The sequence below is a fragment of the Pseudomonas reinekei genome (assembly GCF_001945365.1).
Lineage (GTDB): Bacteria > Pseudomonadota > Gammaproteobacteria > Pseudomonadales > Pseudomonadaceae > Aquipseudomonas > Aquipseudomonas reinekei.
Window position 1 is genome coordinate 218698 of the sequence record NZ_MSTQ01000001.1, and the last position, 26704, is coordinate 245401.

At 60.4% G+C, this 26704-nt stretch carries 26 protein-coding genes and 1 pseudogene; 18 read left to right on the forward strand and 9 right to left on the reverse strand.

What is annotated here, in order from left to right; translation table 11 throughout:
• Positions 1-3: 3 nt before the first annotated feature.
• The gene (pssA, locus tag BVK86_RS01030; RefSeq protein WP_075944640.1) at positions 4-1347 is read right to left on the reverse strand and encodes a CDP-diacylglycerol--serine O-phosphatidyltransferase; all 1344 of its coding nucleotides are present in this window, start codon (positions 1345-1347) and stop codon (positions 4-6) included.
• 214 nt (positions 1348-1561) lie between these two features.
• Here pssA and BVK86_RS01035 point away from each other — a divergent pair, with 214 nt between their 5' ends.
• From BVK86_RS01035 to BVK86_RS01045, 3 genes are all read left to right on the forward strand, one after another.
• Positions 1562-2125 (forward strand): TetR/AcrR family transcriptional regulator, encoded by a 564-nt coding sequence (locus BVK86_RS01035; RefSeq protein ID WP_075944946.1) that lies wholly within the window; start codon positions 1562-1564, stop codon positions 2123-2125.
• A gap of 58 nt (positions 2126-2183) precedes the next feature.
• On the forward strand, positions 2184-2660 hold the full coding sequence (locus tag BVK86_RS01040) for a nuclear transport factor 2 family protein (RefSeq protein ID WP_173668859.1): 477 nt from the start codon (positions 2184-2186) through the stop codon (positions 2658-2660).
• 313 nt (positions 2661-2973) lie between these two features.
• Positions 2974-3753 carry a TSUP family transporter gene (locus BVK86_RS01045; RefSeq protein ID WP_075944642.1) on the forward strand — a complete coding sequence of 260 codons (780 nt, stop codon included), beginning with the start codon at positions 2974-2976 and terminating at the stop codon, positions 3751-3753.
• On the opposite strand, the gene nudC is transcribed toward BVK86_RS01045, so the two are convergent.
• Together nudC and BVK86_RS01055 are read right to left on the reverse strand one after the other, a co-directional pair.
• A complete protein-coding gene (gene nudC, locus BVK86_RS01050) occupies positions 3721-4551 on the reverse strand; it encodes an NAD(+) diphosphatase (RefSeq protein ID WP_075944643.1) in 831 nt (276 codons plus the stop codon). The two genes, BVK86_RS01045 and nudC, sit on opposite strands and share 33 nt — an antisense overlap.
• A 7-nt stretch (positions 4552-4558) precedes the next feature.
• Positions 4559-5371: a crotonase/enoyl-CoA hydratase family protein gene (locus BVK86_RS01055; RefSeq protein WP_075944644.1), complete on the reverse strand. Its 813-nt coding sequence runs from the start codon at positions 5369-5371 to the stop codon at positions 4559-4561.
• A 246-nt stretch (positions 5372-5617) separates the two neighbouring features.
• Here BVK86_RS01055 and BVK86_RS01060 point away from each other — a divergent pair, with 246 nt between their 5' ends.
• From BVK86_RS01060 to BVK86_RS01070, 3 genes are read left to right on the forward strand one after another with little or no spacing between them, the layout of a single operon-like run.
• Positions 5618-6151, forward strand: a complete 534-nt coding sequence (locus BVK86_RS01060) for a hypothetical protein (RefSeq protein WP_075944645.1) — start codon at positions 5618-5620, stop codon at positions 6149-6151.
• A gap of 54 nt (positions 6152-6205) precedes the next feature.
• The gene (locus tag BVK86_RS01065) at positions 6206-6706 is read left to right on the forward strand and encodes an RNA polymerase sigma factor (RefSeq protein ID WP_197678095.1); all 501 of its coding nucleotides are present in this window, start codon (positions 6206-6208) and stop codon (positions 6704-6706) included.
• Positions 6703-7464, forward strand: a complete 762-nt coding sequence (locus BVK86_RS01070; RefSeq protein ID WP_075944647.1) for an anti-sigma factor family protein — start codon at positions 6703-6705, stop codon at positions 7462-7464. Before BVK86_RS01065 ends, BVK86_RS01070 begins: the two co-directional genes overlap by 4 nt.
• Positions 7465-7620: 156 nt before the next feature.
• On the opposite strand, the gene BVK86_RS01075 is transcribed toward BVK86_RS01070, so the two are convergent.
• The 3 genes from BVK86_RS01075 to BVK86_RS01085 form a co-directional block, all read right to left on the reverse strand.
• Positions 7621-7893: a hypothetical protein gene (locus BVK86_RS01075; protein ID WP_075944648.1), complete on the reverse strand. Its 273-nt coding sequence runs from the start codon at positions 7891-7893 to the stop codon at positions 7621-7623.
• A gap of 109 nt (positions 7894-8002) precedes the next feature.
• On the reverse strand, positions 8003-9301 hold the full coding sequence (locus tag BVK86_RS01080) for an ATP-binding protein (RefSeq protein ID WP_075944649.1): 1299 nt from the start codon (positions 9299-9301) through the stop codon (positions 8003-8005).
• Positions 9302-9305: 4 nt separating this feature from the next.
• A complete protein-coding gene (locus BVK86_RS01085; RefSeq protein WP_075944650.1) occupies positions 9306-10007 on the reverse strand; it encodes a response regulator in 702 nt (233 codons plus the stop codon).
• A gap of 221 nt (positions 10008-10228) precedes the next feature.
• Between BVK86_RS01085 and BVK86_RS01090 the strand changes: the two genes are divergently transcribed.
• The 10 genes from BVK86_RS01090 (at position 10229) to BVK86_RS01135 (ending at position 22301) form a co-directional block, all read left to right on the forward strand.
• The gene (locus BVK86_RS01090; protein ID WP_075944651.1) at positions 10229-11386 is read left to right on the forward strand and encodes an efflux RND transporter periplasmic adaptor subunit; all 1158 of its coding nucleotides are present in this window, start codon (positions 10229-10231) and stop codon (positions 11384-11386) included.
• A 15-nt stretch (positions 11387-11401) separates the two neighbouring features.
• Entirely contained in the window at positions 11402-14494 is a 3093-nt protein-coding gene (locus BVK86_RS01095) for an efflux RND transporter permease subunit (RefSeq protein WP_075944652.1), read from the forward strand.
• Between the two features lie 131 nt (positions 14495-14625).
• Entirely contained in the window at positions 14626-15267 is a 642-nt protein-coding gene (locus tag BVK86_RS01100; RefSeq protein ID WP_075944653.1) for a DUF1345 domain-containing protein, read from the forward strand.
• Positions 15268-15344: 77 nt separating this feature from the next.
• Positions 15345-16184 (forward strand): AraC family transcriptional regulator, encoded by an 840-nt coding sequence (locus BVK86_RS01105; RefSeq protein ID WP_075944654.1) that lies wholly within the window; start codon positions 15345-15347, stop codon positions 16182-16184.
• A 52-nt stretch (positions 16185-16236) separates the two neighbouring features.
• Positions 16237-16845 carry a LysE family translocator gene (locus tag BVK86_RS01110; protein ID WP_075944655.1) on the forward strand — a complete coding sequence of 203 codons (609 nt, stop codon included), beginning with the start codon at positions 16237-16239 and terminating at the stop codon, positions 16843-16845.
• Between the two features lie 139 nt (positions 16846-16984).
• Positions 16985-18010 carry a LacI family DNA-binding transcriptional regulator gene (locus BVK86_RS01115; RefSeq protein ID WP_075944656.1) on the forward strand — a complete coding sequence of 342 codons (1026 nt, stop codon included), beginning with the start codon at positions 16985-16987 and terminating at the stop codon, positions 18008-18010.
• 144 nt (positions 18011-18154) lie between these two features.
• Positions 18155-18937: a sugar phosphate isomerase/epimerase family protein gene (locus BVK86_RS01120; RefSeq protein WP_075944657.1), complete on the forward strand. Its 783-nt coding sequence runs from the start codon at positions 18155-18157 to the stop codon at positions 18935-18937.
• Positions 18930-19916 (forward strand): sugar kinase, encoded by a 987-nt coding sequence (locus tag BVK86_RS01125; RefSeq protein ID WP_075944658.1) that lies wholly within the window; start codon positions 18930-18932, stop codon positions 19914-19916. Before BVK86_RS01120 ends, BVK86_RS01125 begins: the two co-directional genes overlap by 8 nt.
• 100 nt (positions 19917-20016) lie before the next feature.
• Positions 20017-21312 carry an MFS transporter gene (locus tag BVK86_RS01130; protein WP_075944659.1) on the forward strand — a complete coding sequence of 432 codons (1296 nt, stop codon included), beginning with the start codon at positions 20017-20019 and terminating at the stop codon, positions 21310-21312.
• Positions 21313-21326: 14 nt separating this feature from the next.
• Positions 21327-22301 (forward strand): 2-hydroxyacid dehydrogenase, encoded by a 975-nt coding sequence (locus BVK86_RS01135; protein ID WP_075944660.1) that lies wholly within the window; start codon positions 21327-21329, stop codon positions 22299-22301.
• Here BVK86_RS01135 and BVK86_RS01140 read toward each other — a convergent pair.
• Positions 22279-23979: a fibronectin type III domain-containing protein gene (locus BVK86_RS01140; protein ID WP_075944661.1), complete on the reverse strand. Its 1701-nt coding sequence runs from the start codon at positions 23977-23979 to the stop codon at positions 22279-22281. The genes BVK86_RS01135 and BVK86_RS01140 overlap by 23 nt on opposite strands.
• A gap of 201 nt (positions 23980-24180) precedes the next feature.
• Positions 24181-24255: pseudogene (locus BVK86_RS30395) on the reverse strand (hypothetical protein); the annotation flags it as partial.
• A 443-nt stretch (positions 24256-24698) separates the two neighbouring features.
• Here BVK86_RS30395 and BVK86_RS01150 point away from each other — a divergent pair.
• Together BVK86_RS01150 and BVK86_RS01155 are read left to right on the forward strand one after the other, a co-directional pair.
• A complete protein-coding gene (locus BVK86_RS01150; protein ID WP_269458092.1) occupies positions 24699-24998 on the forward strand; it encodes a helix-turn-helix transcriptional regulator in 300 nt (99 codons plus the stop codon).
• Between the two features lie 150 nt (positions 24999-25148).
• Positions 25149-25799 (forward strand): response regulator, encoded by a 651-nt coding sequence (locus tag BVK86_RS01155; protein WP_075944664.1) that lies wholly within the window; start codon positions 25149-25151, stop codon positions 25797-25799.
• 16 nt (positions 25800-25815) lie between these two features.
• Here BVK86_RS01155 and BVK86_RS01160 read toward each other — a convergent pair whose 3' ends face one another.
• Complete coding sequence (locus BVK86_RS01160; protein ID WP_157720469.1) at positions 25816-26703, reverse strand: RHS repeat-associated core domain-containing protein; 888 nt, start codon at positions 26701-26703, stop codon at positions 25816-25818.
• Position 26704 lies beyond the last annotated feature (1 nt).

Consider the following 26704-nt stretch of genomic DNA (forward strand, 5'->3'; position numbering starts at 1 on the left):
AGCCTACAGAATGCGGTACAACAATCGCTCGATCCGCACCCGACTGACACGTTTGAGAAACTTAGCAACCCCCGCCGGGTACTCGGGCAAGGTGTCCAGGTCCTGATAACGCTCGATACGGCTGGTGTGCTGAAAGATCTGCGCCAGTTCAGTCCGACGCGGTTCCAACAGCTCGCCTTTCGGATCATCGATCAGCAAGGCGTTTTCCAGATCGAGGCGGAATGCTCGCGGATTGAGATTGTTGCCGGTCAGCAAGGTGTAGCGCTGATCGATCCACATGCCTTTGAGGTGGTAGGTGTTGTCGCCATCCTTCCACAGGTGCAGGTTCAACTGACCGCTGTCGATGTTGCGCTGATGGCGCTTGGCGAAGCGACGCAGACTGATTTCGTAGAGGTACGGCAACGCCGAAATCACTTTGAACGGCTCGCTCGGCGGGATGTAGAAATCGTTGGCGGTCTTGTCGCCGACCACGATGTCGATCTTCACGCCCCGCGCCAGCGCCCGGTTGATTTCCCGAGTGACGGCCAACGGCAAGTTGAAGTAGGGCGTGCAGATGGTCAGTTGATGCCTGGCGCTGGCGATCAACTCGCCGATCACCCGGCTCAGTGGATTGTTCTTGCCCACGCCCAGTAACGGACTGACGGACAAACCGCTCTTGTCCGTGGAACCCTGGGTGGTGTCATACGCAGCGTGCTTGAGGCGGCTGCGCAGATCGCCGATGTCGTTGCGCAGGCTGCGGGTGGTCGGCAGGTTCGGCAAGTCGAGGCGATGCACTGCTTTGGAGGCCACCAGGCCATGCTGAACAAGATGCTGCATCGAATCGGCCAGGGGGCTGTTGTACAGCAGGTGATAACGGTCGTAGCGGTACTTGTCGAGTTTGTGCAGGTAGACGTTGTTCAGACTCGCACCGCTGTAGATCACGCAGTCATCGATAATGAAGCCCTTTAAATGCAACACGCCGAACAACTCGCGGGTTTGCACCGGCACGCCATACACCGGCACTTCACTGGCGTAGGTACGGGTCATCTCCTGGTACCAGGCCGAGTTGCCCGGTTGTTTGCCGGCACCGATCAAACCGCGCTGGGCGCGCAACCAGTCAACGACCACCACCACGTCAAGTTGCGGACGCGCCAGTTTGGCGGCGTGCAAGGCATCGAGAATTTCCTGACCGGCCTCATCCTGTTGCAGGTACAGCGCAACGATATAGATGCGCTGAGTGGCGCTGGCGATTTTTTCCAGCAGGCAACGACGGAACTCGGCGGCGCCGGAGAGGATGGTGACGGCATCGGCGGTCAGCGGGAAACTGCGCAGTTTAGGCAGCAGGGAGCGTTTGAAAAGCGACGGCATAGGGCTCGCAATGGGTCGAATCCAGAGAGTTCGAGAGCTTACACCATGGATCGGCTTGGGTCTTGTTGCTGTCTGTAATGGCCCCATCGTCAGCAGGCTGGCTCCCGTCTTTGGAACGCGTCCATCGATGGGGACCAGCCTGCCGGCGATGGCAATTCATCTGTTCACAAAAAATAATTTGACCAAGGAGAACGATCGTTCTACTATTTTCCCCATGAACGAAATCACTCGCAACGACACACGCGACATCATTCTGGATGTCACCGAAAAGTTGATCTACAAAAGTGGCATCGCTGCCACTGGCATGGATCTTCTGGTGAAGACCGCCGGCGTCTCCAGAAAAAGTATCTACCGCTACTTCGCCAACAAGGAGGAGCTGACTGTCGCCGCCCTGCAACGCCGCGACCAACGCTGGATGCACTGGTACAGAACCGAAGTCGGACAGGCCGCAACCCCGACCGAGCGCCTGCTCAACCTGTTCACCGTGCTCAAGTCGTGGTTTGTCTCAGAAGGCTTTCGGGGCTGCGCGTTCATCAACACCAGCGGGGAAACCGGCGACCCGCTAGATCCGGTCCGTCTGGTTGCCAGGGACCACAAACAAAAGCTGCTCGACTACGTGTGCGAGCTGTGTACCGAATATGGCGCCGAGAATCCGCAGTTGCTGGCCAAACAACTGCTGATCCTGATTGACGGTGCCATTACCGTGGCGCTTGTAATGGGTGATCACAGTGCCGCCGATAATGCGCAATGCATGGCGCGAAAGTTATTGGACCTGTAGCCACTTAATCGAGCCCGACAACGTGTTTACAACTTTAAATTGATTCGGAGATTTTATAATGTCCAACGCCGAAGTTCGTCCGCCATTGCCGCCCTTCACCCGTGAATCGGCCATCGAAAAAGTTCGCCTGGCCGAAGATGGCTGGAACTCCCGCGACCCGGCACGCGTGTCGCTGGCCTACACCCTGGACACCAAGTGGCGTAACCGCGCCGAGTTCGCCTACAACCGAGAAGAAGCCAAGGGCTTCCTGACCCGCAAGTGGGCCAAGGAACTGGACTATCGCTTGATCAAGGAACTGTGGGCCTTTACCGACAACCGCATCGCCGTGCGTTACGCCTATGAATGGCACGACGATTCGGGCAACTGGTTCCGCTCCTACGGCAACGAGAACTGGGAATTCGACGAGAATGGCTTGATGGCTAACCGGTTTGCCTGCATCAACGACATGCCGATCAAGGAAAGCGAGCGCAAGTTCCACTGGCCGCTGGGTCGTCGTCCGGATGATCACCCAGGCCTGTCGGATCTGGGCTTGTAAACCTGGCGCGTCAGCCCTTTATTTAAGGGCGGACGAGCTCTGTGGCGAGGTAGCTTGCTCCTGCTGGGCTGCGAAGCGGCCCCAACATCTTGTGAGCGCTACGCACTCAAGCGGGAGCAAGCTCCCTCGCCACAAAAGCTTGCAACGCTCAAAGCGTCAGCCAATAAACGGGCCTGAACGCAAGTGATGCAGGGCTTATCCGTCAGTCTTCGCGTGCAGGCCAGACGGCTCGCCGCATCAGTTGGATATAGGTAACATACCGGCCCTTCCCCGCAGCCCTTTTCTGCGCCCCTGCCGATTAAGCCGATCTTCCATGCCTTTCGAACTCAGCGTAGACCTCAGCACCCTGGCCATTCTGGCCTTCGTCGCATTCATTGCCGGTTTCATCGACGCCATTGCCGGCGGGGGCGGTCTGTTGACCACCCCGGCCCTGCTCACGGCCGGCCTGCCACCGCACCTGGTGCTGGGCACCAACAAACTCAGCTCGACCTTCGGCTCGGCCATCGCCAGTTTCACCTTCTACCGCCGCAAATTGTTCCACCCACGGCTATGGGTGCACGCCATCGTCGGCACCTTGGTCGGCGCACTGACCGGTGCCGTGGTCGCGCATTACCTGCCGGCAGAATGGCTGAACAAGATGTTGCCGGTGATCGTTTTCGCCTGTGGCCTTTATCTGTTGTTTGGCGGCACGCCGAAAGCGCCGCTGGACAGCAACGCGCCGATCAGGAAAAAGTGGCAATCGACCCAGGGTTTCAGCCTCGGTTTCTACGATGGCGTGGCCGGTCCCGGCACCGGTGCGTTCTGGACCGTCAGCAGCCTGTTGATGTATCCCATCGATCTGGTCAAGGCCAGCGGCGTGGCGCGCAGCATGAACTTCGTCAGCAACGCGGCGGCGCTGTCGGTGTTCATTTTTTCCGGGCAAGTGGACTGGATCATCGGCCTGAGCATGGGGCTGTCGGTGATGGTCGGTGCCTTTTTCGGGGCTCGCACCGCCATCAGCGGCGGCGCGAAATTCATCCGTCCGGTGTTCATCACCGTGGTGCTGGGGCTGACCGTGCGGCTAGCCTGGCAACACTGGTTCAGCGTGGCCTAAACGACGGGCCACGTAGACGTCGATCAAGTAACGGGCAATCGAACGTGATGCCGGCAACGGCGGCAGTTCGTGCACGTTGAACCACTGGGCGTCTTCGATCTCGTCTTCCTGGCAGACGATTTCCCCACCGGCATACTCGGCGTGGAAGCCGAGCATCATCGAATGCGGGAACGGCCAGCACTGACTGCCCATGTACTGGATATTCTTGACCTCGATCCGCACTTCTTCGCGCACCTCGCGAATCAGGCAGTCCTCGGCCGATTCGCCCGGTTCGGCGAACCCCGCCAAGGTGCTGTAGACCCCGCTAACGAACCGTGGCGAGCGTGCCAGCAGCACTTCATCGCCACGGGTCACCAACACGATCATGCTCGGCGAGATCCGTGGGTAGCTGCGCAGTTCGCACGGCTGGCAATACATCGCCCGTTCGCGCGGCACCTGGGTCATGGCTTGACCACAGTTACCGCAAAAACGATGCTCACGGGCCCAGGTGCCGATCTGCGCGGCGTAGCCGAGCACCTTGTACACCGTGTGATCGCCGTCGAGCATGAACGCCCGCAAGCCTTTCCAGTTGCAGCCCGGCACCGCAGCGGGGCTGCGTAATTCCAGCAGGTACACCGGCTCTCCGTCGAGGTGGCCGATGCCATGTTCGGCAAGCATCGACAGGTCCTGACGTTTGAGCCATTCCCGGGGAAACAGTGCGCCATTGTCGTCGAACAAAAAACCTTCCGGGCTACGCGCCACGGCCCAGCCGCCGGGTTGGTCGGTGTCCAGTACTGCAGTGGTCCAGCGTGAAGTCATTTTTCAATCAATCCAGAAATTCGGGTTTCTGTTTGCTCATATGGGCGGCCATGGCCACGCGCAAGTCAGTGGATTGCAACATGGCGGCGTTCCAGGTGGCGACGTATTCGAGGCCGTCGTCGATGCGGTGATCGCGCATGTAGCTGATCATTTCCTTGGTGCCGGTGACCGCAATCGGCGACTTGCTGGCAATTTCCCGGGCAATGCCCATGACGCCGTCGAGCAGGTTGGCGGTGTCGCTGTAAACGCGATTGACCAGACCCATGCCCCGCGCTTCGTCGGCGCCGAAGGTGCGGCCCGTGTAAGCCAGTTCACGCAGCATGCCGTCCCCGATGATTCGCGGCAAGCGTTGCAACGTTCCAACGTCGGCGGCCATGCCGATGTCGATTTCCTTGATTGAGAACTGTGCGTCTTCGGCGGCGTAACGCATGTCGCAGGCGGCGATCAGGTCGATGGCACCGCCCAGGCAATAACCCTGGATGGCGGCGAGCACCGGTTTACGGCAGTTGTCGACAGCGTTGAAAGAGGCTTGCAGGGTGAGGATTTTGCGTCGCAGCAGGCGCGCGTTGCGCCCGACGTCCTTGCCCAGTTCATTGGCCACACCGGCCAGCATCATCAGGTCGATGCCCGAGGAAAAATGTTTACCGGCACCGCTGAGGACCACCACGCGCACTTCGTCGGTGTCGTCGATCCACTGGAAAATCTCGACGATCTCACGCCAGAACGCAGCATTCATCGAATTGATCTTTTCCGGGCGATTGATCTGTACATGTGCAATTTTATCGACCAGTTCGACGTTGAACGCAGTGTATTGAGTCATGCCAGTGATCCTTTAGCGGGCGAAAAAGAGGCCCGAACTATAACAAGGCATTGTGGGAGGCAGTAAGGCAGTGGTTCGGCCAAATGCGGGACCAGCCGGGAGAGGATGGAGTGCATAGGCCGCAGCCGATCCGATCTGTCGTTACATACAACCGCACAAAAAAATGAATAAATGCTCACGCTGGCGTGTTCACGTTCTGACAGTCAACGCGATGCCCCCCCCCCTGACATGCATGGAGCTTCACTCATGAATAACCGTTTATCGATTTTTACGGCACCGTTGATGCTTGCTGTCATGCTGTCCGGTTCACAGGCATGGGCCAATGGCGAGGAAGATACGCCCGCCAAGCCGCAGTGCCCCAGGGATCAGGTGTTCGATACCAAAGCGCAGAAATGCGTCAAGCAGACCAGCCAGCATGTATCGGACGCCGATCGCACCGATTACGCCTATCAGTTGGCCAAGGACGGGCGCTATGCAGAAGCCCTGGCGCTGCTCGACACGCTCAAACAGCCGAACACAGCCAAAGCGTTGAACTATCGTGGCTACGCGACGCGTAAACTGGGTCGCACTGACGAAGGTATCGGTTACTACCTGCAATCGGTGAAACTCGATCCCCACTATGCGCAGGTTCGCGAGTACCTGGGTGAAGCCTACGTGATCAAGGGGCAACTGGCCCTCGCACAGGAGCAGTTGCAGCAGATCAAATCGATATGCGGCAACACCGTTTGCGAGGAGTATCAGGACCTGGCTGAAGCCATCAACGACTCATCGAAAACCTGACCTATCGAACACGCGGAGGTCGCTATCGCCAGCGATCAGGCAATACGGGCAGAACTGGGCCAGCATCTGGCGCGTTTGTGGCGTTACGGACTGCTGTTGTCTCGACAAAGGCATGTGGCCGAAGATCTGGTGCAGGCCACCTGTGTGCGGGCGTTGGAACGGGCCGCGCAGTTTGCGCCGGGGACGCGCATGGACCATTGGCTGATGAGCATTCTGCATTCGATCTGGCTCAACGAAATACGAGCGCGTCGGGTGCGGCACGGGCAAGGCACGATAGAGGGTGAACAGGTGTTGTCGTTCGACGGTGAGTACGCAGCGCAAACCCATGTGATGGCGGCGCAAGTCATCCGCCGCGTCGATGCGCTGCCGGAAACCCAGCGGGAAACCGTGTTTCTGGCTTATGTCGAAGGCTTGTCCTACCGCGAAGTCGCCGAAGTGCTGCAGGTGCCCATCGGCACCGTGATGAGTCGCCTGGCCACTGCCCGGGCCAAACTGGCCGAGTACCCGCCCTTACAAGCCGTACCGAACCCCTCCACTCACGGAGAACGTCGATGAACGTGAACCCCACGGATGAGCAACTGGTGGCGTATCTCGACAACCAACTCGACAGCGAACAGCGCCAGCGCATCGACGCCGCCGTGGCCGAAGACCCGATGCTCGGCCTGCGCCTGCAATGGCTGAACCGCAGCAGCCTGCCGTTCAAGTCCGCCTATGACGAGTTGGTGAACCAGGCCCCGGTGGATCGCATGCAAGCCATGCTCGACACCTTGCCCTCGGCAACCCGCCCGCCCCTTGGTCGGCGCCGGTTCCTCGCGGCGGCAGCCGGGCTGGTGGTAAGCGGCGTGCTCGCGGACCGTTTGTTCCTCAGCTGGCAAGCCAGCCAGGAAAACGATAACTGGCGCCAGTTGGTGGCCGATTACATGGTGCTCTACATCCCGCAAACGCTCGACCATTTGCCCAACGACGAAGCCACCCAGCGCTCGCAATTGCACACGATCGAGACCAGCCTGGACTTGAGTCTTTCACCGGTGCAGCTGGCCTTGCCTCGCGCTGAAATCAAGCGAGCGCAAATCCTTGAGTACGACGGTGTGCCGATCGCCCAGATTACCTACCTCGACCCGGTCCACGGCCCGATGGCGCTGTGCATCACCCGCTCCAACAGCGGTAGCCGGCATTTTGTCCGGGAACGTCGGCACGGGATGAACATCGTTTATTGGGCCGGTATGCAACACGCGTGGATGCTGATCGGGCATAACCCGGCGGCAGAACTGGAGGCGATGGCCACGACGCTGCGCGGTCGATTGAGCGCCTGACCCTCCGGCATGTACCGGCTTCTGTGGCGAGGGAGCTCGCTCCCGCTCGGCGGCGCAGCCGTCGTCAATCCGGCTTGCACCGTGTAACTGAAAGAATGCCGGGGGCCGCCGCGCGACTCAGCGCGTGCAAGCTCGCTCGCCACAGGGGAGGGTCTGTCAGAACGTGTTGATGTCGGCGGACTTGACTAAATCCTGCACCCTTGGAAACTCCCCCGCTGGTTCCGTCAGCACGGTGAATCTCACCTTGTCGCCGACGCGAAAGCTGTCCTCGCCATCCGCCGTGAGGTTCGGCCCGATGCGTACAGCCACTTTGGAACTGCCTTCGTCAGGCAGGACCATCGCGAACCGGGTCCACGTCGAATCGATCCAGACGTTCCTGATGGCGCTGATCGTGCCCTCGCCTGTTGTTTTTATTGTAGGTGTTCCCATCACTCGCCTCCGGTCATCAGTGGGTGGCGCGACAGCTTGACTGCGTGTTTTCCATGAAACGCCGAATTGACGCGGTTGGCTACTGTCAGGAATGACAGGTCGAGTGACGCTAAACCGGTGCCGGCAACCACAAGCGAAACCTGGCCCCACCCAACGGAGAAGCTTCGACCGTCAATGTACCGCCCTGCGTCTCAATCGCCCGACGACTGATCGCCAGCCCCAGGCCAAACCCGCCGGTGGCCCGGTCGCGGCTGCGGTCGAGGCGGTAGAACGGTTCGAAGATCCGTTCGCGCTCATCATCCGGGATGCCGATACCGTCGTCATCGACCCAGATTTCACAACCTTTGGGGCACACCTGCACGCCAATCTGAATGCGCTTCTCGCAGTAGCGCATGGCGTTGCGCAGCAGGTTTTGCAGGGCGCGGGCGGTCAGTCGCGGATCGAGGCTGAAGCGTTCGAGCTGGCCGTGGAGCAGCACGTCGATGACGATGTCCGGCGATTGCTCGTCATCGACACTGCCCAGAATGCTGTCGATGAATTCATCCAGCGAAACCTCGACCTGTTCCGGCACTCGCGCCGGATTTTGCAGGCGACTGTACGACAGTAACTCCAGCACCAACTCATCGAGTTCACGAATGTGATCAACCAAGCCTTGCAAGCGCTCGCGGCTGGTAGCAGGCAAGTCATCGGAAAGCGCCAGCGCCAGGCCAAAATCCAGCCGGGTCAGCGGCGTGCGCAGCTCATGGGAGACCGCGTTAAGCAAATCGCGCTGCTGGTTAAGCAGGTTTTCGATGTCACCGGCCATGGTGTCGAAGACGTTGGCCAGGCTGCCGATGTTGGAACTGGGGGCAATTTGCGTACGCTCACTCAAGTGGCCCTTGCCGAAACGCTCGGCGGCACGTTTGAGCCGTTCCAGATCGCGCCAGTGCGGGCGCAGCCACAGCAACAGGCACGCGAGCATGGTCGCGCCGATCAGCACGTTGATGCTCCAGTACAACAGGCTCACGTCCATCGGGTCCGGCGGCACGACCATCTGCACCACGGTGCGCTCGTCCAGCGGTGCCACCGCCAGGGTGCGCCAACCCCAATCCCCCACGCGCACCACGTATTCGCCGCGTTGCAAGCGTTGCTGCTCGTCTACGGAAAACCCTGCGTCGTCATTGCCGCTGAGGACGATCTGCAGTGGATGAAATTCCTTGTCCATTTGCGCCGCCAGCGCCGGCCATTGCTCGGTCGGTACGGCCTTGAATTGTTTGACCATGAGGGTTTGCAGCCCTCGGGAATAATCAAGGTTGTAGGTGACAAAGCGCTCGTGGAAGACCTTGATCACCAGATCTGGCACCAGGTAAATCGCCGCACTGAACGAGACGATGGTCACCAGGGAAAGACGAAAGAGGATTCTGAACATCGGCTCAGCATTCCCACTCGGAACGGCTGAACAGGTAACCCTTGCCCCACACGGTCTTGATCTTGCGAGCCTCGCCGGCGTGGTCGTCGAATTTGCGCCGCAGCTTGGAAATCGCCACGTCCACCGAGCGGTCGGTGCCGTTGAACTCGATGCCGCGCAGGCGTTGCAGGATCTGGTCACGGCTTAGCACTTCGCCGGCATGCCGGGCCAGCACCACCAGCAGGTTGTATTCGCCGCTGGACAGTTCGACCAATTGCCCGCGCCAGGTGACGGTGCGCTCGGACAGGTCGATGCACAGGTTGCCCATGAGGATGCGGTCGTTGGCGGTCTGGGGTTCGCTGAGACTGCTGCGGCGCAGCAAGGTGCGCACCCGGGCCAGCAGGACGCGCGGCTCGCAGGGTTTGGTCACGTAGTCATCGGCGCCCATTTCCAGGCCCAGCACCTGATCGTGGCTGTCGTCGCGGGCGGTGAGCATCAGGATCGGCAACGCTGCCGAATCGGCGCGCAGCAAGCGACAGACTTGCAGGCCATCGAGGCCGGGCAGCATCAGGTCAAGGATCACCAGGTCCGGCGGATTGAGCCGCGCCCGCTCGCGCACGTGGTCGCCGCGGCTGATCACGCTGACGGAGTAGCCGTTGCGTTCCAGATAACTGGCGATCAGTTCGGCGAGGGCGGTGTCGTCTTCGACCAGGAGGATGTTGGGCATCAGGTGCTTCCAGAAAGTGCGGTGGCGTTCGATAGACCGCCTTCGCGAGCCTGCTCGCGAAGGTAGTCGACCCAGCGCAAAAGTAATCAAGGCTTGCAGGATATACGCCCTCATGCACGCTCGAGCAAAACCCTTACACAATTTCACACAGCGCCTACAAAGCTTCACCGCTACCCTCGCCGACGCCCGGTAGGATGCTGGGGTCATTATTGGGGTCATTCATGTCAAAGAATCTGTTAGCCAGGCTCAGCCTGATCGCACTGGCATTGGCGCTGAGCGCGTGCGACAAGGCTCCGACAGCCGAAGAGCAGCCGCCACTGGCCAGTGTTCGTATCGAAACCATCGAAGCCCGACCGCTGTCGATCAGCAGCGAACTGAGCGGACGTATTGCCGCGCCGCGCATCGCTGAAGTGCGCGCCCGGGTGGCGGGCGTGGTCCTGCAACGCACCTTCCACGAAGGCACCGACGTGAAAAAAGGCGATGTGCTGTTCCGCATCGATCCGGCACCGTTCAAGGCTGACCTGGACAGCGCCGAAGCCGCGCTGCACAAGTCCGAGGCCAATGCGTTTCAGGCAAAGCTGCTGGAACAGCGCTACGCCCAGTTGATCGAAGGCAATGCCATCAGTGGCCAGGACTATGACAACGCCCGGGTCGCCGTTCGGCATACCATCGCTGATGTCGCCGCCAACAGAGCTGCTGTCGACCGGGCGAAACTGAACCTGGGCTACGCCACCGTCACCGCGCCGATTTCCGGGCGCATCGGTCGTGCGCTGGTCACCGAAGGCGCACTGGTGGGCCAGAACGAAACCACGCCACTGGCGTTAATTCAACAGCTGAACCCGATCCACGCCGACCTGACCCAGTCGACTCGCGAACTCAACGAACTGCGTCGGGCCTTCCGCTCCGGTCAGTTGAAAGAAGTCGGCCAAGGGCAGGCCAAAGCCACATTGATTCAGGACGACGGCAGCCTCTACCCGTTGCCGGGCAAGTTGCTGTTCAGCGACATCAGCGTCGACCCGGGTACCGGCCAGATCATTCTGCGCAGTGAATTCCCCAACCCGGACCTCGACCTGTTGCCCGGCAGTTTCGTGCGCGTTCGCCTGGAGCAAGCGGTCAACCAGCAAGGCATCAGCGTACCGCAGCGGGCGATCCAGCGGGACAGCGCCGGCATTGCCCAAGTGCTGGTGCTCGACGCCGAACAGCGCATCAGCCAGCAAACGGTTGAACTGGGCCAGGTGCAAAACGATCGCTGGGTCGTGACCAACGGCCTGAAACCCGGCGATCGTATCGTCACCGAAGGCCTGCAACACGCCCGTCCCGGCGAGAAAGTGCAGATCGACGACTCCCCTCTTCCACTTGCCCAGGTTTCTGGTCAGTAAGCAGGACGCTTGTTTATGCCGCAGTTCTTTATCGACCGCCCGGTATTCGCCTGGGTGGTCGCGCTGTTCATCCTGCTGGCCGGTGCCCTGGCCATTCCGCAGTTACCGGTGGCGCAGTACCCCGATGTCGCGCCGCCGCAAATCGAAATTTACGCCGTATACCCGGGCGCTTCGGCACAGACCGTTGACGAAAGCGTGGTCAGCCTGATCGAGGAAGAACTCAACGGCGCTGATCACCTGTTGTATTTCGAATCGCAAAGCAGCCTCGGCAGCGCCACGATCAAGGCGACTTTCCAGCCGGGCACCGATCCGGAGATGGCCCAGGTGGATGTGCAAAACCGCCTCAAGGTCGTGGAGTCGCGCCTGCCGCAAGCGGTGAACCAACAGGGTTTGCAGGTGGAAAAAGTCTCCGCCGGTTTTCTACTGTTGATCACCCTGACGTCCAGCGACGGCAAGCTCGACGACGTCGCGCTCAGCGACTATCTGGCGCGCAATGTGATGAACGAAATCAAGCGTCTGGACGGCGTCGGCAAGGCGCAGCTGTACGGCGCCGAAAGGGCGATGCGCATCTGGATCGACCCGCGGAAGCTGATCGGCTTCAACCTCACGCCCGCCGACGTCAATGCCGCCATCGTCGCGCAAAACGCCCAGGTCTCGGCCGGCAGCATCGGTGACTTGCCGAGCCGCAGCACCCAGGAAATCACCGCGACGATTCTGGTCAAAGGCCAGTTGTCGACGCCGGAAGAATTCGCCGACATCGTGCTCAAGGCCAATCCCGACGGCTCCACCGTGCGCATCGGTGATGTGGCGCGAGTCGAGATAGGCAGTCAGGACTACCAGTTTTCCACGCGCCTGAACGGCAAGCCTTCGACCGCCGTCGGTGTGCAACTCTCGCCCGGGGCCAACGCCCTGAGCACCGCCACCCTGGTGCGGGCGAAGATGGATGAACTGTCGCGCTACTTCCCGGCGAACGTGGAATACAAGATACCGTACGACACCTCACCCTTCGTCAAGGTCTCGATCACCAAAGTGGTCTACACACTGGGCGAAGCAATGCTGCTGGTGTTCGCGGTGATGTTCCTGTTCCTGCAGAACATCCGCTATACGCTGATTCCGACGCTGGTGGTGCCGGTGGCGTTGATGGGCACCTTTGCGACCATGCTGGCCCTGGGGTTCTCGATCAACGTGCTGACCATGTTCGGCATGGTGCTGGCCATCGGCATCCTGGTGGACGACGCGATTGTGGTGGTGGAAAACGTCGAGCGGATCATGGCCACCGAGGGGTTATCGCCCAAGGAAGCCACGCGCAAGGCGATGAAGCAGATCACCGGGGCGATCATCGGCATCACCTTGGTACTGGTCGCGGTATTCATCCCGATGGCGTTCATGCAGGGTTCGGTGGGAGTGATCTACCGGCAGTTCTCGTTGTCCATGGCCACCTCGATCCTGTTCTCGGCGTTCCTGGCCCTGACCTTGACCCCGGCGCTGTGCGCGACCTTGCTCAAGCCGATTGCCAAGGGTGAGCATCACGAAAAAACCGGCTTCTTTGGCGGCTTCAACCGTTGGTTCGAGCAACTCACTGACCGGTATCAAGGCTGGGTTGCCTATGCACTCAAGCGCACTGGCCGCTACCTGCTGATCTACGGCGTGTTGCTGATCGGTCTGGGGCTGTGCTTCGTGCGTCTGCCCTCTTCGTTCTTGCCGACGGAAGACCAGGGTTACACCATCACCGACATTCAATTGCCGCCGGGCGCAACCAAGAACCGTACCGTGCAAGTGGCCGAGTTGATCGAGGCGCACAACGCTGGCGAACCCGGCGTCGGTGACAGCGTGGTGATTCTTGGCTTCAGCTTCTCCGGTAGCGGGCAGAATGCGGCGTTGGCGTTCTCGACGCTGACGGATTGGTCAAAACGTGGCAGCGATGACTCGGCCAGTTCGATTGCCGACCGCGCCAACATCGCCCTCAGCCAGATCAAGGACGCAATGGCCTTCGCCGTGTTGCCACCACCGGTGGATGGCCTCGGTACGTCGAGCGGTTTCGAGTTCCGTCTGCAAGACCGTGGCGGGCTTGGCCACGCTACGTTGATGCAGGCACGCACCGAGTTGCTGGCAGCCGCGCAAAAGAGCCCGATCCTTATGAACGTGCGCGAAAGCGCCTTGGCGGAAGCGCCGCAGGTGCAATTGATCGTCGACCGCAAACAGGCCAATGCCTTGGGCGTGTCTTTTGCCGACATCGGCAGCGTGCTCTCCACCGCCGTCGGTTCGACCTACATCAACGACTTCCCCAATCAGGGGCGAATGCAACGCGTTGTGGTGCAAGCCGAAGGTGACCAACGCAGTCAGGTGGACGATCTGCTGAAGATCCACGTGCGTAACAACACCGGGAAGATGGTGCCGCTGTCAGCCTTCGTCCAGGCCAGGTGGATTCAAGGTCCGGCGCAGCTCACCCGCTACAACGGTTACCCGGCAATCAGTATTTCCGGTGAACCGACACCCGGTCACAGCACCGGCCAGGCCATGGCTGAGATCGAACGGCTGGTGGCGTTGGGGCCGGCGGGGCTTGGCCAGGAATGGACCGGCCTGTCATTGCAGGAGCGCTTGTCCGGCAGCCAGGCGCCGATCCTGCTCGGCCTGTCGTTGCTGATCGTGTTCCTGTGCCTGGCGGCGCTGTACGAGAGCTGGTCGATCCCGACCTCGGTGCTGCTGGTGGTGCCACTGGGCGTGCTTGGCGCGGTGCTGGCGGTGACCTTGCGCGGCATGCCCAACGATGTGTTCTTCAAGGTCGGGCTGATCACCATCATCGGCCTGTCGGCGAAGAACGCGATCCTGATCATCGAATTCGCCAAGAGCCTGTACGACGAAGGTCATGACCTGATCGACGCCACGTTGCAGGCAGCGCGCCTGCGGTTGCGGCCGATCGTCATGACCTCGTTGGCGTTCATCCTTGGCGTAGTGCCGCTGGCGATTGCCACCGGGGCCAGCTCGGCGAGCCAGCAAGCCATCGGCACCGGGGTGATCGGCGGGATGATCACCGCGACCCTGGCGGTGCTGTTCGTGCCGGTGTTTTTTGTGGTGGTGATGAAGCTGGTGCGCAAGCGCCATCAATAGACCTGACCGAAACTTATCCTTGTGGGAGCCGGCTTGCCGGCTCCCATAAGGAGCTCATCGTCTGCGGACTGTGGTCATAACAGACTGCGCTGGGCTAAGGTGTTCACACCGTTGCGACCCATTGAGCCTTCATGCCCTACCTCACCCACACCCACCCCCGACTGTCTGCCGCCGCAACGCTCGGTATCGCAGCGGGTATCCTGGTGCCAGCCGATTCGATCATCAGCAAAATCCTCATCGGCTGGGACGCCGGGGTCTGGACTTACCTGATTCTGATGTTCTGGCTGGTCGCGCGCTCGAAAGCGGCAGACGTCAAACGCATTGCCGAGATCGAAGACGAAAACGCCGGGCTGGTGCTGTTCGTGGTGTGCATTGCGGCGATTGCCAGCCTGGCGACCATCGCCTTCGAACTGGCCGGCGGCAAAGACCTGGAAACCACCCGCAAGCTCCTGCATTACGGTTTCACCGCGTTGACGGTGATCGGTTCGTGGCTGCTGATCGGGGTGATTTTCAGCGTGCATTACGCGCGGCTGTTTTATACCTGGGAAGGCAAAGACCCGGCACTGCGTTTTGCCGAAGGCCTGACAACGCCCAACTATTGGGACTTCCTGTACTTTTCGTTCACCATCGGCGTGGCGGTGCAGACCTCGGATGTCGGCGTGGCCACCCGTGATTTGCGCAAGATCGTACTGGCGCAGTCGCTGATCGGTTTTCTGTTCAATACGGCCATTCTCGGGTTTTCGATCAATATCGCCGCCGGGCTGTTCAGCTGACAAGCTGCACAAACGTTCTAGGCTTCGAGGCTGGTGCGGGGGTTAAATCGTTCGGCAATCCGTCCCACAGGTGCAGCATGACGTCTCACAACTGGATCGATCTGGCCCAGGATGTCGACACCGGCATCGAGACCCTGCGCGCGCATTTCGAAGGGCACGCCTACGACCCGCACTGGCATGACAGTTATCTGGTGGGCGTAACCGAGCAAGGCGTGCAGCAATTCAACTGCCGGCGCGCCAGACACCGAAGCACACCGGGCAAGGTGTTCCTGATCGAGCCGGGAGACATTCACGACGGCGAAGCCCCGACCGATAGCGGTTTCACCTACCGCATGCTGTACCTCGACCCACAGTGGTTGCAGCGCGAACTCGCCGCCGTGTTCGACAAGGCCCCCGACCACGGCCAATTGAGCTTCGCCAACACCCTGGCAACCGATGCACGCCTGGCTCAGGCCACCAGCCTGGCGTTCGAAACCCTGCACCGCGGCGAACTGAAAATCGTCCGGCAAACTGCCCTGGATGGTTTGCTCGAACGCCTGACCAGCCATTTGCACTGGCGCACGCGCTATGGCGAAGATCCACGCCTGCCCCGGGTCGCGCAGAAAGCCCGGGAATACCTGCACGCCCACGCACAATACGACATCGGCCTCGATCAACTGGCCACTGCTACGGGCGTCGACCGTTTCCGCCTGACCCGCGCCTTCAAGGCTGCGTATGGCATCGCGCCCCATGCCTACCTTGTCCAGTTGCGCCTGGCCAGGGCTCGGCGAATGCTCGCCCAGGGCGAACAACCGGCGGCGGTAGCCATGGCGCTGGGCTTCGCCGACCAGAGTCATCTCGGCCGCTGGTTCGTCCGTGCCTACGGCCTGACACCGGCCCTGTACCGTAAACGCTGCTCAAATCTTCCAGACAGGTAGCGCCGGGATTGTGAAGATCGACTTCAATGATCTTCACCGGAGTTTGCCCTCGATGTTCGCCACTTTCCCGACGTTACCGCCCTTCTTGCTGTTTGCCTTTGTCGCCGCGATCACGCCCGGCCCGACCAATATTCTGTTGCTGAGCAACAGCGCTCGGTTCGGCGTGGCGGCGGCCATTCCGATCATCCTGGGTGCCTGCGCCAGCGCTGCGATCCTTGTGCTGCTGGTGGGTGCCGGGTTCGGGTCTGCGTTGACGGCCTGGCCGCCCTTGCAAACCGTCATGCAATGGGTCGGCGCAGGGTGGCTGAGCTATCTGGCCTGGCAGATTTTCAGCGCTCCGGCCGAAGCCGTCAGCGCTCGAGCAACCGATGCACGCCTTGGCCTGTGGGGCGCTGCCAGTCTGCAATGGATCAACCCGAAGACCTGGATGATGGCGCTGGCAGTGGTCAGTGTGTTTGCCGGGGTGGGCGAAAATCGACTGGTCCATGTGTTCTACCTGTCCCTGGCGTTCTTTGTGATTTCGCTGCCGTGCCTGAGCGCCTGGGCGCTGCTCGGTGCCGCGTCCTCGCGCTGGCTGCGTTCGGCCACGGCCGTGCAGCGCTTCAACCGCGGCATGGCCCTGTTGTTGCTGGGTTCGGCGTGGTGGAGCGTGCTGGGGTGAGCCCCACTCGTCGCCGGTTGTCAGACAATTGTTCATTCGGGGCTTGACGCCGAAATGGCTTTTGGTGTCTTCTGAAACCGGTTTCAGAGGTGCTGCGCACGCACCCAACCTGATAAATCCAATAAGAAGGTTTCAGACCGTGAACGATTTCTCCGCCGCCCAGCGCAGCCGCGTGACCATGCTCGACGTGGCCGAACACGCCAAGGTCTCCAAGGCCAGCGTTTCGCGGTTCATCGGTGAAGACCGCGCTTTGCTCTCCGATGCCATTGCCCGGCGCATCGAACAATCCATTGCCGAACTGGGCTATCGCCCGAACCAGATGGCCCGGGGCCTCAAGCGCGGGCGTACCCGCCTGATCGGCATGCTGGTGGCCGATATCCGCAATCCTTATTCAATCGCCGTGATGCACGGAGTGGAAACCTCCTGCCGTCAGCACGGCTATAGCCTGGTGGTGTGCAACACCGACCGCGACGACGAGCAGGAACGCCAGCACCTGGCCCTGCTGCGCTCGTACAACATCGAGGGCCTGATCGTGAACACCCTCGGCCATCACCGTGACGAGTTACATGAACTGCACCGGGAAATGCCCCTGGTGCTGGTCGATCGCAAGGTCGCGAACCTCGAGAGCGACATGGTCGGGCTGAACAATCCGCAGGCCATCGACATGGCACTCAATCATCTTGAAGAACGCGGCTATCGCGATGTGTTGCTGGTCACCGAACCGGTTGATGGCACCAGCTCGCGAATCGAGCGGGTCAGCCGCTTCAAGGCGCAAATTGAACAACGTCCGGCGCTTCGCGGTTCGCACATCGAAACCGGTAGCGATCTGAATGCCCACCTGAAAACCTTCCTCGACACACCAGGCCCTGGCCCGAAAGCGCTGTTTTGCGCGAACGGGATTGCCGCGCTGGCCAGCACCCATGCGTTGCGTGAACTCGGGTGCAATCTGTTTGAAGACGTGGGGCTGATTGCCCTTGATGACCTGGATTGGTATCCCTTGGTGGGCAGCGGTATTACTGCGTTGGCGCAGCCGACCACCGAGATTGGCGCCAGCGCATTCGAGTGTTTGCTCAAGCGCTTGCGCGGGGATAACGGGCCGGTGCGGACCCTGGATTTTTCGGCGCAGTTGGTGGTGAGAGGGTCGACCCTTGGGGTTCTTCGGTGAATGTCCCGGCTCCTTCGCGAGCAGGCTCCCGCATTTGATTTGCGAACACAGATCCATTGTGGGAGCGAGCCTGCTCGCGAAGGGGCCCTAAAGATCACTCTTTTTTTGAACAAAAATGAAACCGGTTTCAGAGGTAGAAAAACCATGAACAAACCCGCCGTTTCCATCAGCCTGTCCAGCTACGGCGCCGATCTGGTGCGCCAGCGCGGCCAGGGCAGTTTCATCTCAGTGCTGGCTGCCGCCGGGGCTACACGCATCGAATGGCGCGAAGAACTGCTGACCTTTGAGAACCCCGAGCACCTGGCCGACGCGACTCAGGCCGAAGGCCTGGAAAGCGTCTACTCATCACCGATGGAACTGTGGCTGGCCGGTCAATCCAGACCCAATCCCGAACTGATCACCGCCCTGCAGCGCGCCCAAATGTTCGGCGCCAAATGGCTGAAAGTGTCGCTGGGTTACTTCACCGACAACAGCGACCTGCAAAGCCTCGCCCGCCTGCTCGGCGACAGTGCCGTGCAACTGCTGGTGGAGAACGACCAGACCCTGCACGGTGGCCGCATCGAACCGTTCCAGCGCTTCTTCAATGAAGTCGAGCAACACCACCTGCCGATCAAGATGACCTTCGATATCGGCAACTGGCAATGGCAGGACCAATCCGCCGCCAGCGCCGCGCGGTTGCTCGGTCGGCACGTCGGTTATGTGCATTGCAAAGCGGTCACGCGCCGCGCCGACGGCAAACTGGTTGCCATTCCACCCGCCGCCAGCGACTTGCAACAGTGGGAACAACTGCTGCGACACATGGCCCAAGGCGTCATGCGCGCCGCGGAATACCCGTTGCAAGGTGAAGACCTGGTGCAACTGACCACCGAACATGTCACCGCCCTCGCCCACCTCGGCCAAGCGCCGCTGGAGACCGCTGATGTCTGAGATCGATATCCTTTCGTTCGGCGAGACCATGGCGATGTTCGTCGCCGAGCAGGCTGGCGACCTGGCCAGCGTCAACGCCTTCCACAAACGCATTGCCGGCGCCGACAGCAACGTCGCCATTGGCCTGTCGCGCCTGGGTTTCAACGTGACGTGGCTGAGCCGCGTCGGCGCCGATTCCCTGGGTCGATTCGTGATTCACACACTGGAGAAAGAAGGCCTGGATTGCCGCCACGTTGACATCGACCCCGCGCACCCCACCGGGTTTCAGCTCAAGTCGCGCACCGACGATGGCAGCGACCCTGTGGTCGAGTACTTCCGCCGTGGCTCTGCGGCCAGTCACCTGTCGCCGCACTCGATCGTGCCGGACTTGCTCAAGGCTCGCCATCTGCACGCCACGGGCATTCCCCCGGCACTGTCGGAAACGGCGCGGCAGATGTCGTTCGAACTGATGACCCGCATGCGCGATGCCGGCCGTAGCGTGTCGTTCGACCCGAACCTGCGCCCGAGCCTGTGGGCCAGCGAACAGCAGATGATCACCGACATCAACCGCCTCGCCGCCCTCGCCCATTGGGTGCTGCCGGGGCTGAGTGAAGGTCGTTTACTGACCGGTTTCGAAGACCCGGCCGACATCGCCGCGTTCTACCTCGACCAGGGCGCCGAAGCCGTGGCGATCAAGCTGGGGCCGCACGGCGCTTACTACCGAACCCATCTTGATCAGGGTTTCGTCGCCGGCGTGCCGGTGGAAACGGTGGTCGATACGGTCGGTGCCGGCGACGGATTTGCCGTCGGCATGATCAGCGCTCTTCTGGAAAACCACAGCTTTGCCGAGGCGGTGAAGCGTGCCAACTGGATTGGCAGCCGCGCGGTGCAGAGCCGCGGGGACATGGAAGGATTGCCGACCCGGTCTGAAATGGTCAGCGAATTTGAGGCCGCCATCGCGGGCAAGCCCGCTCCCACAGGGGATTTGTGTCGAACATAAATCAAATGTGGGAGCGGGCTTGCCCGCGATGAGGCCAGCACAGTCAATCAAGATCTAAACACCTGCTGCGACAAAAACAACAAGCTCAGGAGCATCACCCATGAAAACCGCAACGCTCGCCACCCGCCGCTGGTGGTACATCATGCCCATCGTCTTCATCACCTACAGCCTGGCGTATCTGGACCGCGCCAACTACGGCTTCGCCGCCGCCTCCGGGATGGCTGCCGACCTGATGATCACCCCGGGCCTGTCGTCGATGCTCGGCGCGCTGTTCTTCCTCGGCTACTTTTTCTTTCAGGTGCCGGGGGCGATCTACGCGCAGAAACACAGCGTGAAGAAGCTGATCTTCGTCAGCCTGATCCTCTGGGGCAGTCTGGCGACGTTGACCGGGATCGTCTCCAACGCTTACTGGCTGATCGTCATTCGCTTCATGCTCGGCGTGGTCGAAGCCGCGGTGATGCCAGCGATGCTGATCTACCTGTGCCACTGGTTCACCCGTGCCGAACGCTCGCGGGCCAACACTTTTCTGATCCTCGGCAACCCGGTGACCATGCTGTGGATGTCGGTCGTCTCGGGCTATCTGGTGCAGCACTACAGCTGGCGCTGGATGTTCATCATCGAAGGTCTGCCGGCAGTGCTCTGGGCGTTCATCTGGTGGCGTCTGGCCGATGATCGTCCGTCCGAGGCCAAGTGGCTCAATGATCAGGAAAAACAGGACCTGGAAAGCGCACTGGCCGCCGAGCAGGTCGGCATCAAAGCAGTGAAAAACTACGCCGAAGCGTTCCGTTCACCGAAAGTGATCATCCTGGCCCTGCAGTTTTTCTGCTGGAGCATTGGCGTATACGGCTTCGTGCTGTGGCTGCCGTCGATCCTCAAGGCCGGTGCACAAATGGACATGGTCGAGGCCGGCTGGCTGTCCGCGCTGCCGTATCTGGCAGCGGTAATCGGCATGCTGTTGGTGTCCTGGGGTTCGGACAAGCTGCAAAAACGCAAACGTTTCGTCTGGCCGCCGCTGCTGATTGCCTCCATCGCCTTCTACGGTTCCTACGCCCTGGGTGCCGAACATTTCTGGTGGTCCTACACCTTGCTGGTGATTGCCGGTGCCTGCATGTACGCGCCTTACGGGCCGTTTTTCGCGATCATTCCGGAAATCCTCCCGGCCAACGTTGCCGGTGGCGCCATGGCGCTGATCAACAGCATGGGTGCCCTCGGTTCGTTCGGCGGATCCTATCTGGTCGGTTACCTGAACAGCTCCACCGGCTCGCCCGGAGCCTCGTACCTGTTGATGAGCTGCGCGTTGATGCTCTCGGTGGTCCTGACGATTTTCCTCAAGCCCGGTGCCAGTGATCGGGAGCGGCCTACGGTCGCCTTAAAACCCACCACTGCACATTCCTGATTGAGAAAATGACGATGAAAAAGCAGGTTGTTCTGTACAAGAAACTCTCGGCGCCACTGATGGCTCGCCTGCACGAGCAGGCTGAAGTGACGCTGATCGAAAGCCTCGATACCCAGGGGCTGGCCAAGCTGCGCGACGCCCTGCCCCGCGCCCAGGGTTTGCTCGGTGCCAGCCTGAAACTGGATGCCGAACTGCTCGACCTGGCGCCGCATCTTGAAGCTATCGCCAGTGTGTCCGTGGGCGTCGACAACTACGACATCGGCTACCTGACCGAACGGCGCATCCTGCTCAGCAACACCCCGGACGTGCTGACCGAAACCACCGCCGACACCGGTTTCGCGTTGATCCTGGCCACTGCGCGGCGTGTAGTGGAACTGGCGAACATGGTTCGTGACGGCCAATGGACCCGCAACATCGGCCCCGCGCATTTCGGCACTGACGTGCACGGCAAAACCCTGGGCATCATCGGCATGGGACGCATCGGCGAAGCCCTGGCCCAGCGCGGGCACTTCGGCTTTGGCATGCCGGTGATCTATCACAGTCACTCGCCGAAACCGGCGGTCGAACAGCGCTTCAATGCCCAGTACCGCAGCCTCGACGACTTGCTGCAGCAGGCCGACTTTGTCTGTCTGACACTGCCGCTGACCGCCGAAACCGAAGGGCTGATCGGTACGCGGCAGTTCGCGTTGATGCGTCCAGAGACCATCTTCATCAATATTTCACGGGGCAAAGTCGTGGATGAAGCGGCGCTGATCCGGGCCTTGAGTAACCGACAGATTCGCGCCGCCGGGCTGGACGTGTTCGAGCGTGAACCGCTCAATCATGATTCGCCGTTGCTGCAACTGAACAATGTGGTGGCTACGCCGCACATGGGCTCGGCCACCCATGAAACTCGGGAAGCGATGGCCCGGTGTGCGGTGGACAATCTGTTGGCGGCGCTGGCGGGTCAGCGGCCGGTTAATCTGGTCAATCCGCAGGCATGGCGCTAAAGGCCCTGACCAGCACCATGGTGGGATCGGAAATGTTGTTGGTACTGGCACGTGCCCTTACCTCGAACAGGTATTCACGGGTCGCAACGAGGCCTGTTATTTCGTATGGCGGTCGCGTCACATTAATGGGTGTGATGCCACCGCCGGATATTTCGTACCCCACGGCGTTCGGGCACAGCGCGCAAGTCCCATAGGGCTCATCCCAACTCAACACCGCCCTGCTGGCTGTGTTGCGAGCACCTAGCAAATTGCCAGGCGAGCAGATTCGGACTCCCGTGTAGGCCATGGTCTTGAATGGCTTGGACGTGTACCCCGAGAAATAATCGCCCAGGCCATAGTTACCCCCGACCCTGGCACGCACCTTGACCTCGTGATCGGTTGCTTGCACCAACCCGGTCAACCGATAGCTTTTTTCCGAGAGCGTCGCCAGACGCTGATTACCCAGGTAAACCTCGTACTGCGTTTCTGCCAAGTAATCATCGCCGCTGTTCCAGCGCAAAAGCGCCGATTCATCGGTCACCTCACTGACGCTCAAGTCCTGGGGCGCCTGAAAGGTCCTCGTCGAAGCACTGGAAACGGCGGGCTCGGATTCGCCGGTCGAACTGGTGGCGCGTACCTCGATGAAATAGCGGGTGTCGGGACGAAGACGCTGAAAGCGGTGATTCATGTAAGTGGTCGGTACGCTGGCCAAAACCTGACGCTGCGGGTTATCGATGCCGATGCTGACCATATACCCCGCAGACTGCGGCGGCCCCCAGATGACAGTGACCGCATCATGGGTGGTCTCGACGTGCAAGCTACCCGGTTTTGGCGGCAATGCCGGCCGCTCCAGAGTCCTTTGGGTGATGCGCGCCGGGGATGATTCGCCGTTGTTGTTTCGCGCACTGACCTCGATGAAATAAAGCGTGTTTGGGCTGAGGTTGGTCAGAGACTCCCGAAACAGGCGCGTAGTGAGTGTGGTCACTGCTCCACCGGGTTCGATGCCATGGCGAATGAGATAATCGACGGCGCCGGTGACCGCCGTCCACTCCACGTCCATCGTCGAGATCGCTGGCGTCGCCCGCAGCCCGGTTGGGGTCGCGGGCACTTGCAGCGTCTGTTTGACAATTCGCGCCGGCGACGAGTCGCCGACATTGTTAGATGAGCGAATGTCGAAGTAATAGTTCGTGCCAGCGCTCAGGCCATTGAAGGTATGAGCACGTGTCGAAGAGGTCGCGGTGCCGATGACCGCCCCGCTGGGCGCAAGCCCATAACCGAGTTTGTAGCTGGAGGCATCGGCAGGGCCGGACCAGGTCAGCGCCATCGAGTTCTTGCTCGGGGTGGCGACAAGACTGGTCGGCGGTGCCGGTACGGAAGTGCCCGGTTTGGTGGTGGCTTCCACGTCCTTGCTCGCAGGCGACACTTCGCTGCCCTTGAGCCCGAATGCCTGGATCTGGTACCGGGTCTCGGGACGCAGGCCATTGATCACATAGCGCAGGCCAGTGATCGGTACGTCGAACTCGCCCACCGGTGCCCCTGACGTGCTCCATTTCAAACGTGTGCCGGTATGCCCGCCACCCGCCGTGTAGCCCCAGGTAACGGCAATCGAAGACTCTGTTTGCGCGGTGGCGGAAATGGCGATCGGGGCAGCGACATAAGTCGCTGGCGACACGCTTGATTCATCTTGATGGCTGCTCATTCAGAAGCCTGCGGAAATGGTTGTCATGCCGCCTATTTAAATGCCATTTGCCTCAGTTGCACCACTGACAGAACTGATAGTGGCACGCAGGCGGTTTCTATGCTGGCACCTGCCAGGTGGCATAACCGATGAGGGTATGGGCCTATCGCCTAACCAAAAACCGCACGCGGGTGGCAGTGCGGCGCCCTGCTCGCGTCATTGCAGCGCTCGATCATGAATCTGCCAGGCCGCCGCTCCGTCACCGGCGATTCGTTGGGTCAAGGCTGAATAGCGCATGTCGATCTCCTTTCGCGCGAGTTCCAGTGTCTACCCTATCTCAATTCGAAAAACCCGCCGGCACGATGTGCAAATCGACGGACGGACACTGCGCCATTCGGTGAGAGCGGGTCAGGTCGCAGTCGGGTGTTCTCCGCAGAGCATTCATGCCGTGGGGAACCGATGGAAAAGCCCCTGTAATCAAAAAATTAACGCGCATCTCGCAGAAGAGAAAGATGCAACGAAATATCCTACAAAAATAAGCGACGTCTCTGACATCCATTTCAAGGAAGTCTGACTAAAGTGCCGCACCTGTAATTTCTGACAGGTTCCATAGCGGATGTTTCGCGCTATAACGAAACCGTCCTTACGACCCTGTGCCAGGCGCCTGAAGGACGGCCGCGCGAACCATGCCATTACGAAGTAGGAAGATTCTGCCGCGCCCACGTCGTCAATGAAGATGAATGGGAGATTCATTTATGTATCGCAGCCATACCGCCGCAGTTCGATCATCGCCAGCCACGATTGATTTCCCGTTCCAGAAGAGCATGCAACCGCCACCGATCAAACTGACCAAGCGGGAAAAGGAAGTGCTGCAATGGAGCGCCGCCGGTAAATCGTCCTGGGAAATCGGCAAGATCGTCAGTTGCACCGAGGCCGGTGTGAACTACCACTTTTGTAACATTCGCCGAAAATTCGGCGTGCGCTCACGCTGGGTCGCCATCCTGTTAGCACTGGAACAAGGTTTGATTCATTTGCCCTGAACCAATGCCGTCGGCAATCCTCAGCGTGGCATCGTCCTCGTTGAGATGTTTATGAATCCGGACCAGTCGCTGCACACTTCAATGCGTTCCTCCTCCCGTACAAGTGCCTGTCACGATACATCGCCATCGCACAGGCACCGTCCGAACACGGTGCTGCGCATCATCCTTGCCGACGATCACCCTGTGGTGCTCAGCGGCATTGAAGTGGTCCTGTCCCCCGCGTCCGAGCCGACGTTCACAGTGGTCGCCAAGGCGCACACGGCCGATGAACTGATCGGCCTGCTGGTGTGCACGCCTTGCGATCTGTTGATCACCGACTACTCGATGCCCTACGGCGAATTTCCCGATGGCCTGGCGCTGATGGGCTATCTGAAGCGCCATTTCGAGCACCTGCCGGTGATCGTGATGACCATGCTGCGCAACCCGTCGCTGTTGCAGGCGTTGCTCAATGCCGGGGTGCGCGGCCTGTTCGATAAACGCAGCCCGTTGAGCGAGTTGAAACGGGCTGTGCAGCGTGTCGCCAGCGGGCGCCAGCACCTGTGCCCGGGTTTTGCTGAAGCGCTGCAGGCCCAGATGTTGTCCTCCACCGGCAGCGATTTACCGTCGGTGAACCTTTCCGAACGTGAACTGGAGGTGGTGCGGCTGTTTGTCCAGGGGCTGTCTGGCCGGCAGATTGCCGCGCAACTGAACCGCAGCGAAAAAACCATCAGCCGCCAAAAAAGAACCGCCATGGACAAGTTGGGACTTGACCATGACGGTGGGTTGGTGGAGTTTGCGCGGGTGAGTGGGTTATGGAATTAGGCGATCATTGACGGACCTAAAGGAGAGTCCTCAGTTCAGCCTGCCACTTTTTGACTTTGTTGTGATCGATGTTGTACTCGTGGCGTTGACCCAGCATCTTATTGACTTTTGATTTTAAGACATCTATGCGTGCCTGGTTAGGGTTGGGCACCTTCGTAGCCTTCGTGCCTGCTTTGCGAGTTGCTGTCGCCGTTTGAGTGGGCACCGCCTTCGGTTTTGGCGCAGTCAATGGCCCTGATGCAACATCCTGCACTACCTTGACTGTCTCATCAAAAGTTACATTCAAAGCTTTTCGAAACGCTGGACTACTTTCCTGCACCCACTGGCCCACGGGATTATTCGGATTGCGACTCAAGTATGAAGGCAGATTCGGCTTTGGGGGAGGCGCTGGAGGCCGCCCCGCAACCGAGCGTCCTTCTGAAGCCAGAGCGCGCGCAGAACCAGCGGTTGACGCAGAATTGTTGACCGCACCCTGGCTTGCTGCATTTGGAATCAAAATACTTGCATCCTCACTATTTCTTGCCAACCGCGCTACCGCGGAAGCAGCGGCATCGTCGGCTGACGCAACTAGTCCCCTAGCAGCCAATATGGTTGCTTTTATGCCCAGCGCCATATGCCCCGTCGGATCGGCGTATTTGATGGGATCCCCCGCCACATACCCATACGCATTCACCCCACCCTCTCCAAACGGACTCCAACTGTCCGGGCTGTAGAACCGCATCATCTGCGTACTGAACAACCGATAGCCCTTGCCCAGAAAATATTCGCCGGTATTGGAGTCCCTCAGCTCGCCGTTATAGCCAAGCCCGCTCTCGGACGTCGCCTCATCGGCGCTGTAGCCATACGCCGAATACGCCCGCGCCTTGCGGCCCGCCCCGCTGACTTCCGACAACACGCTGTTCATG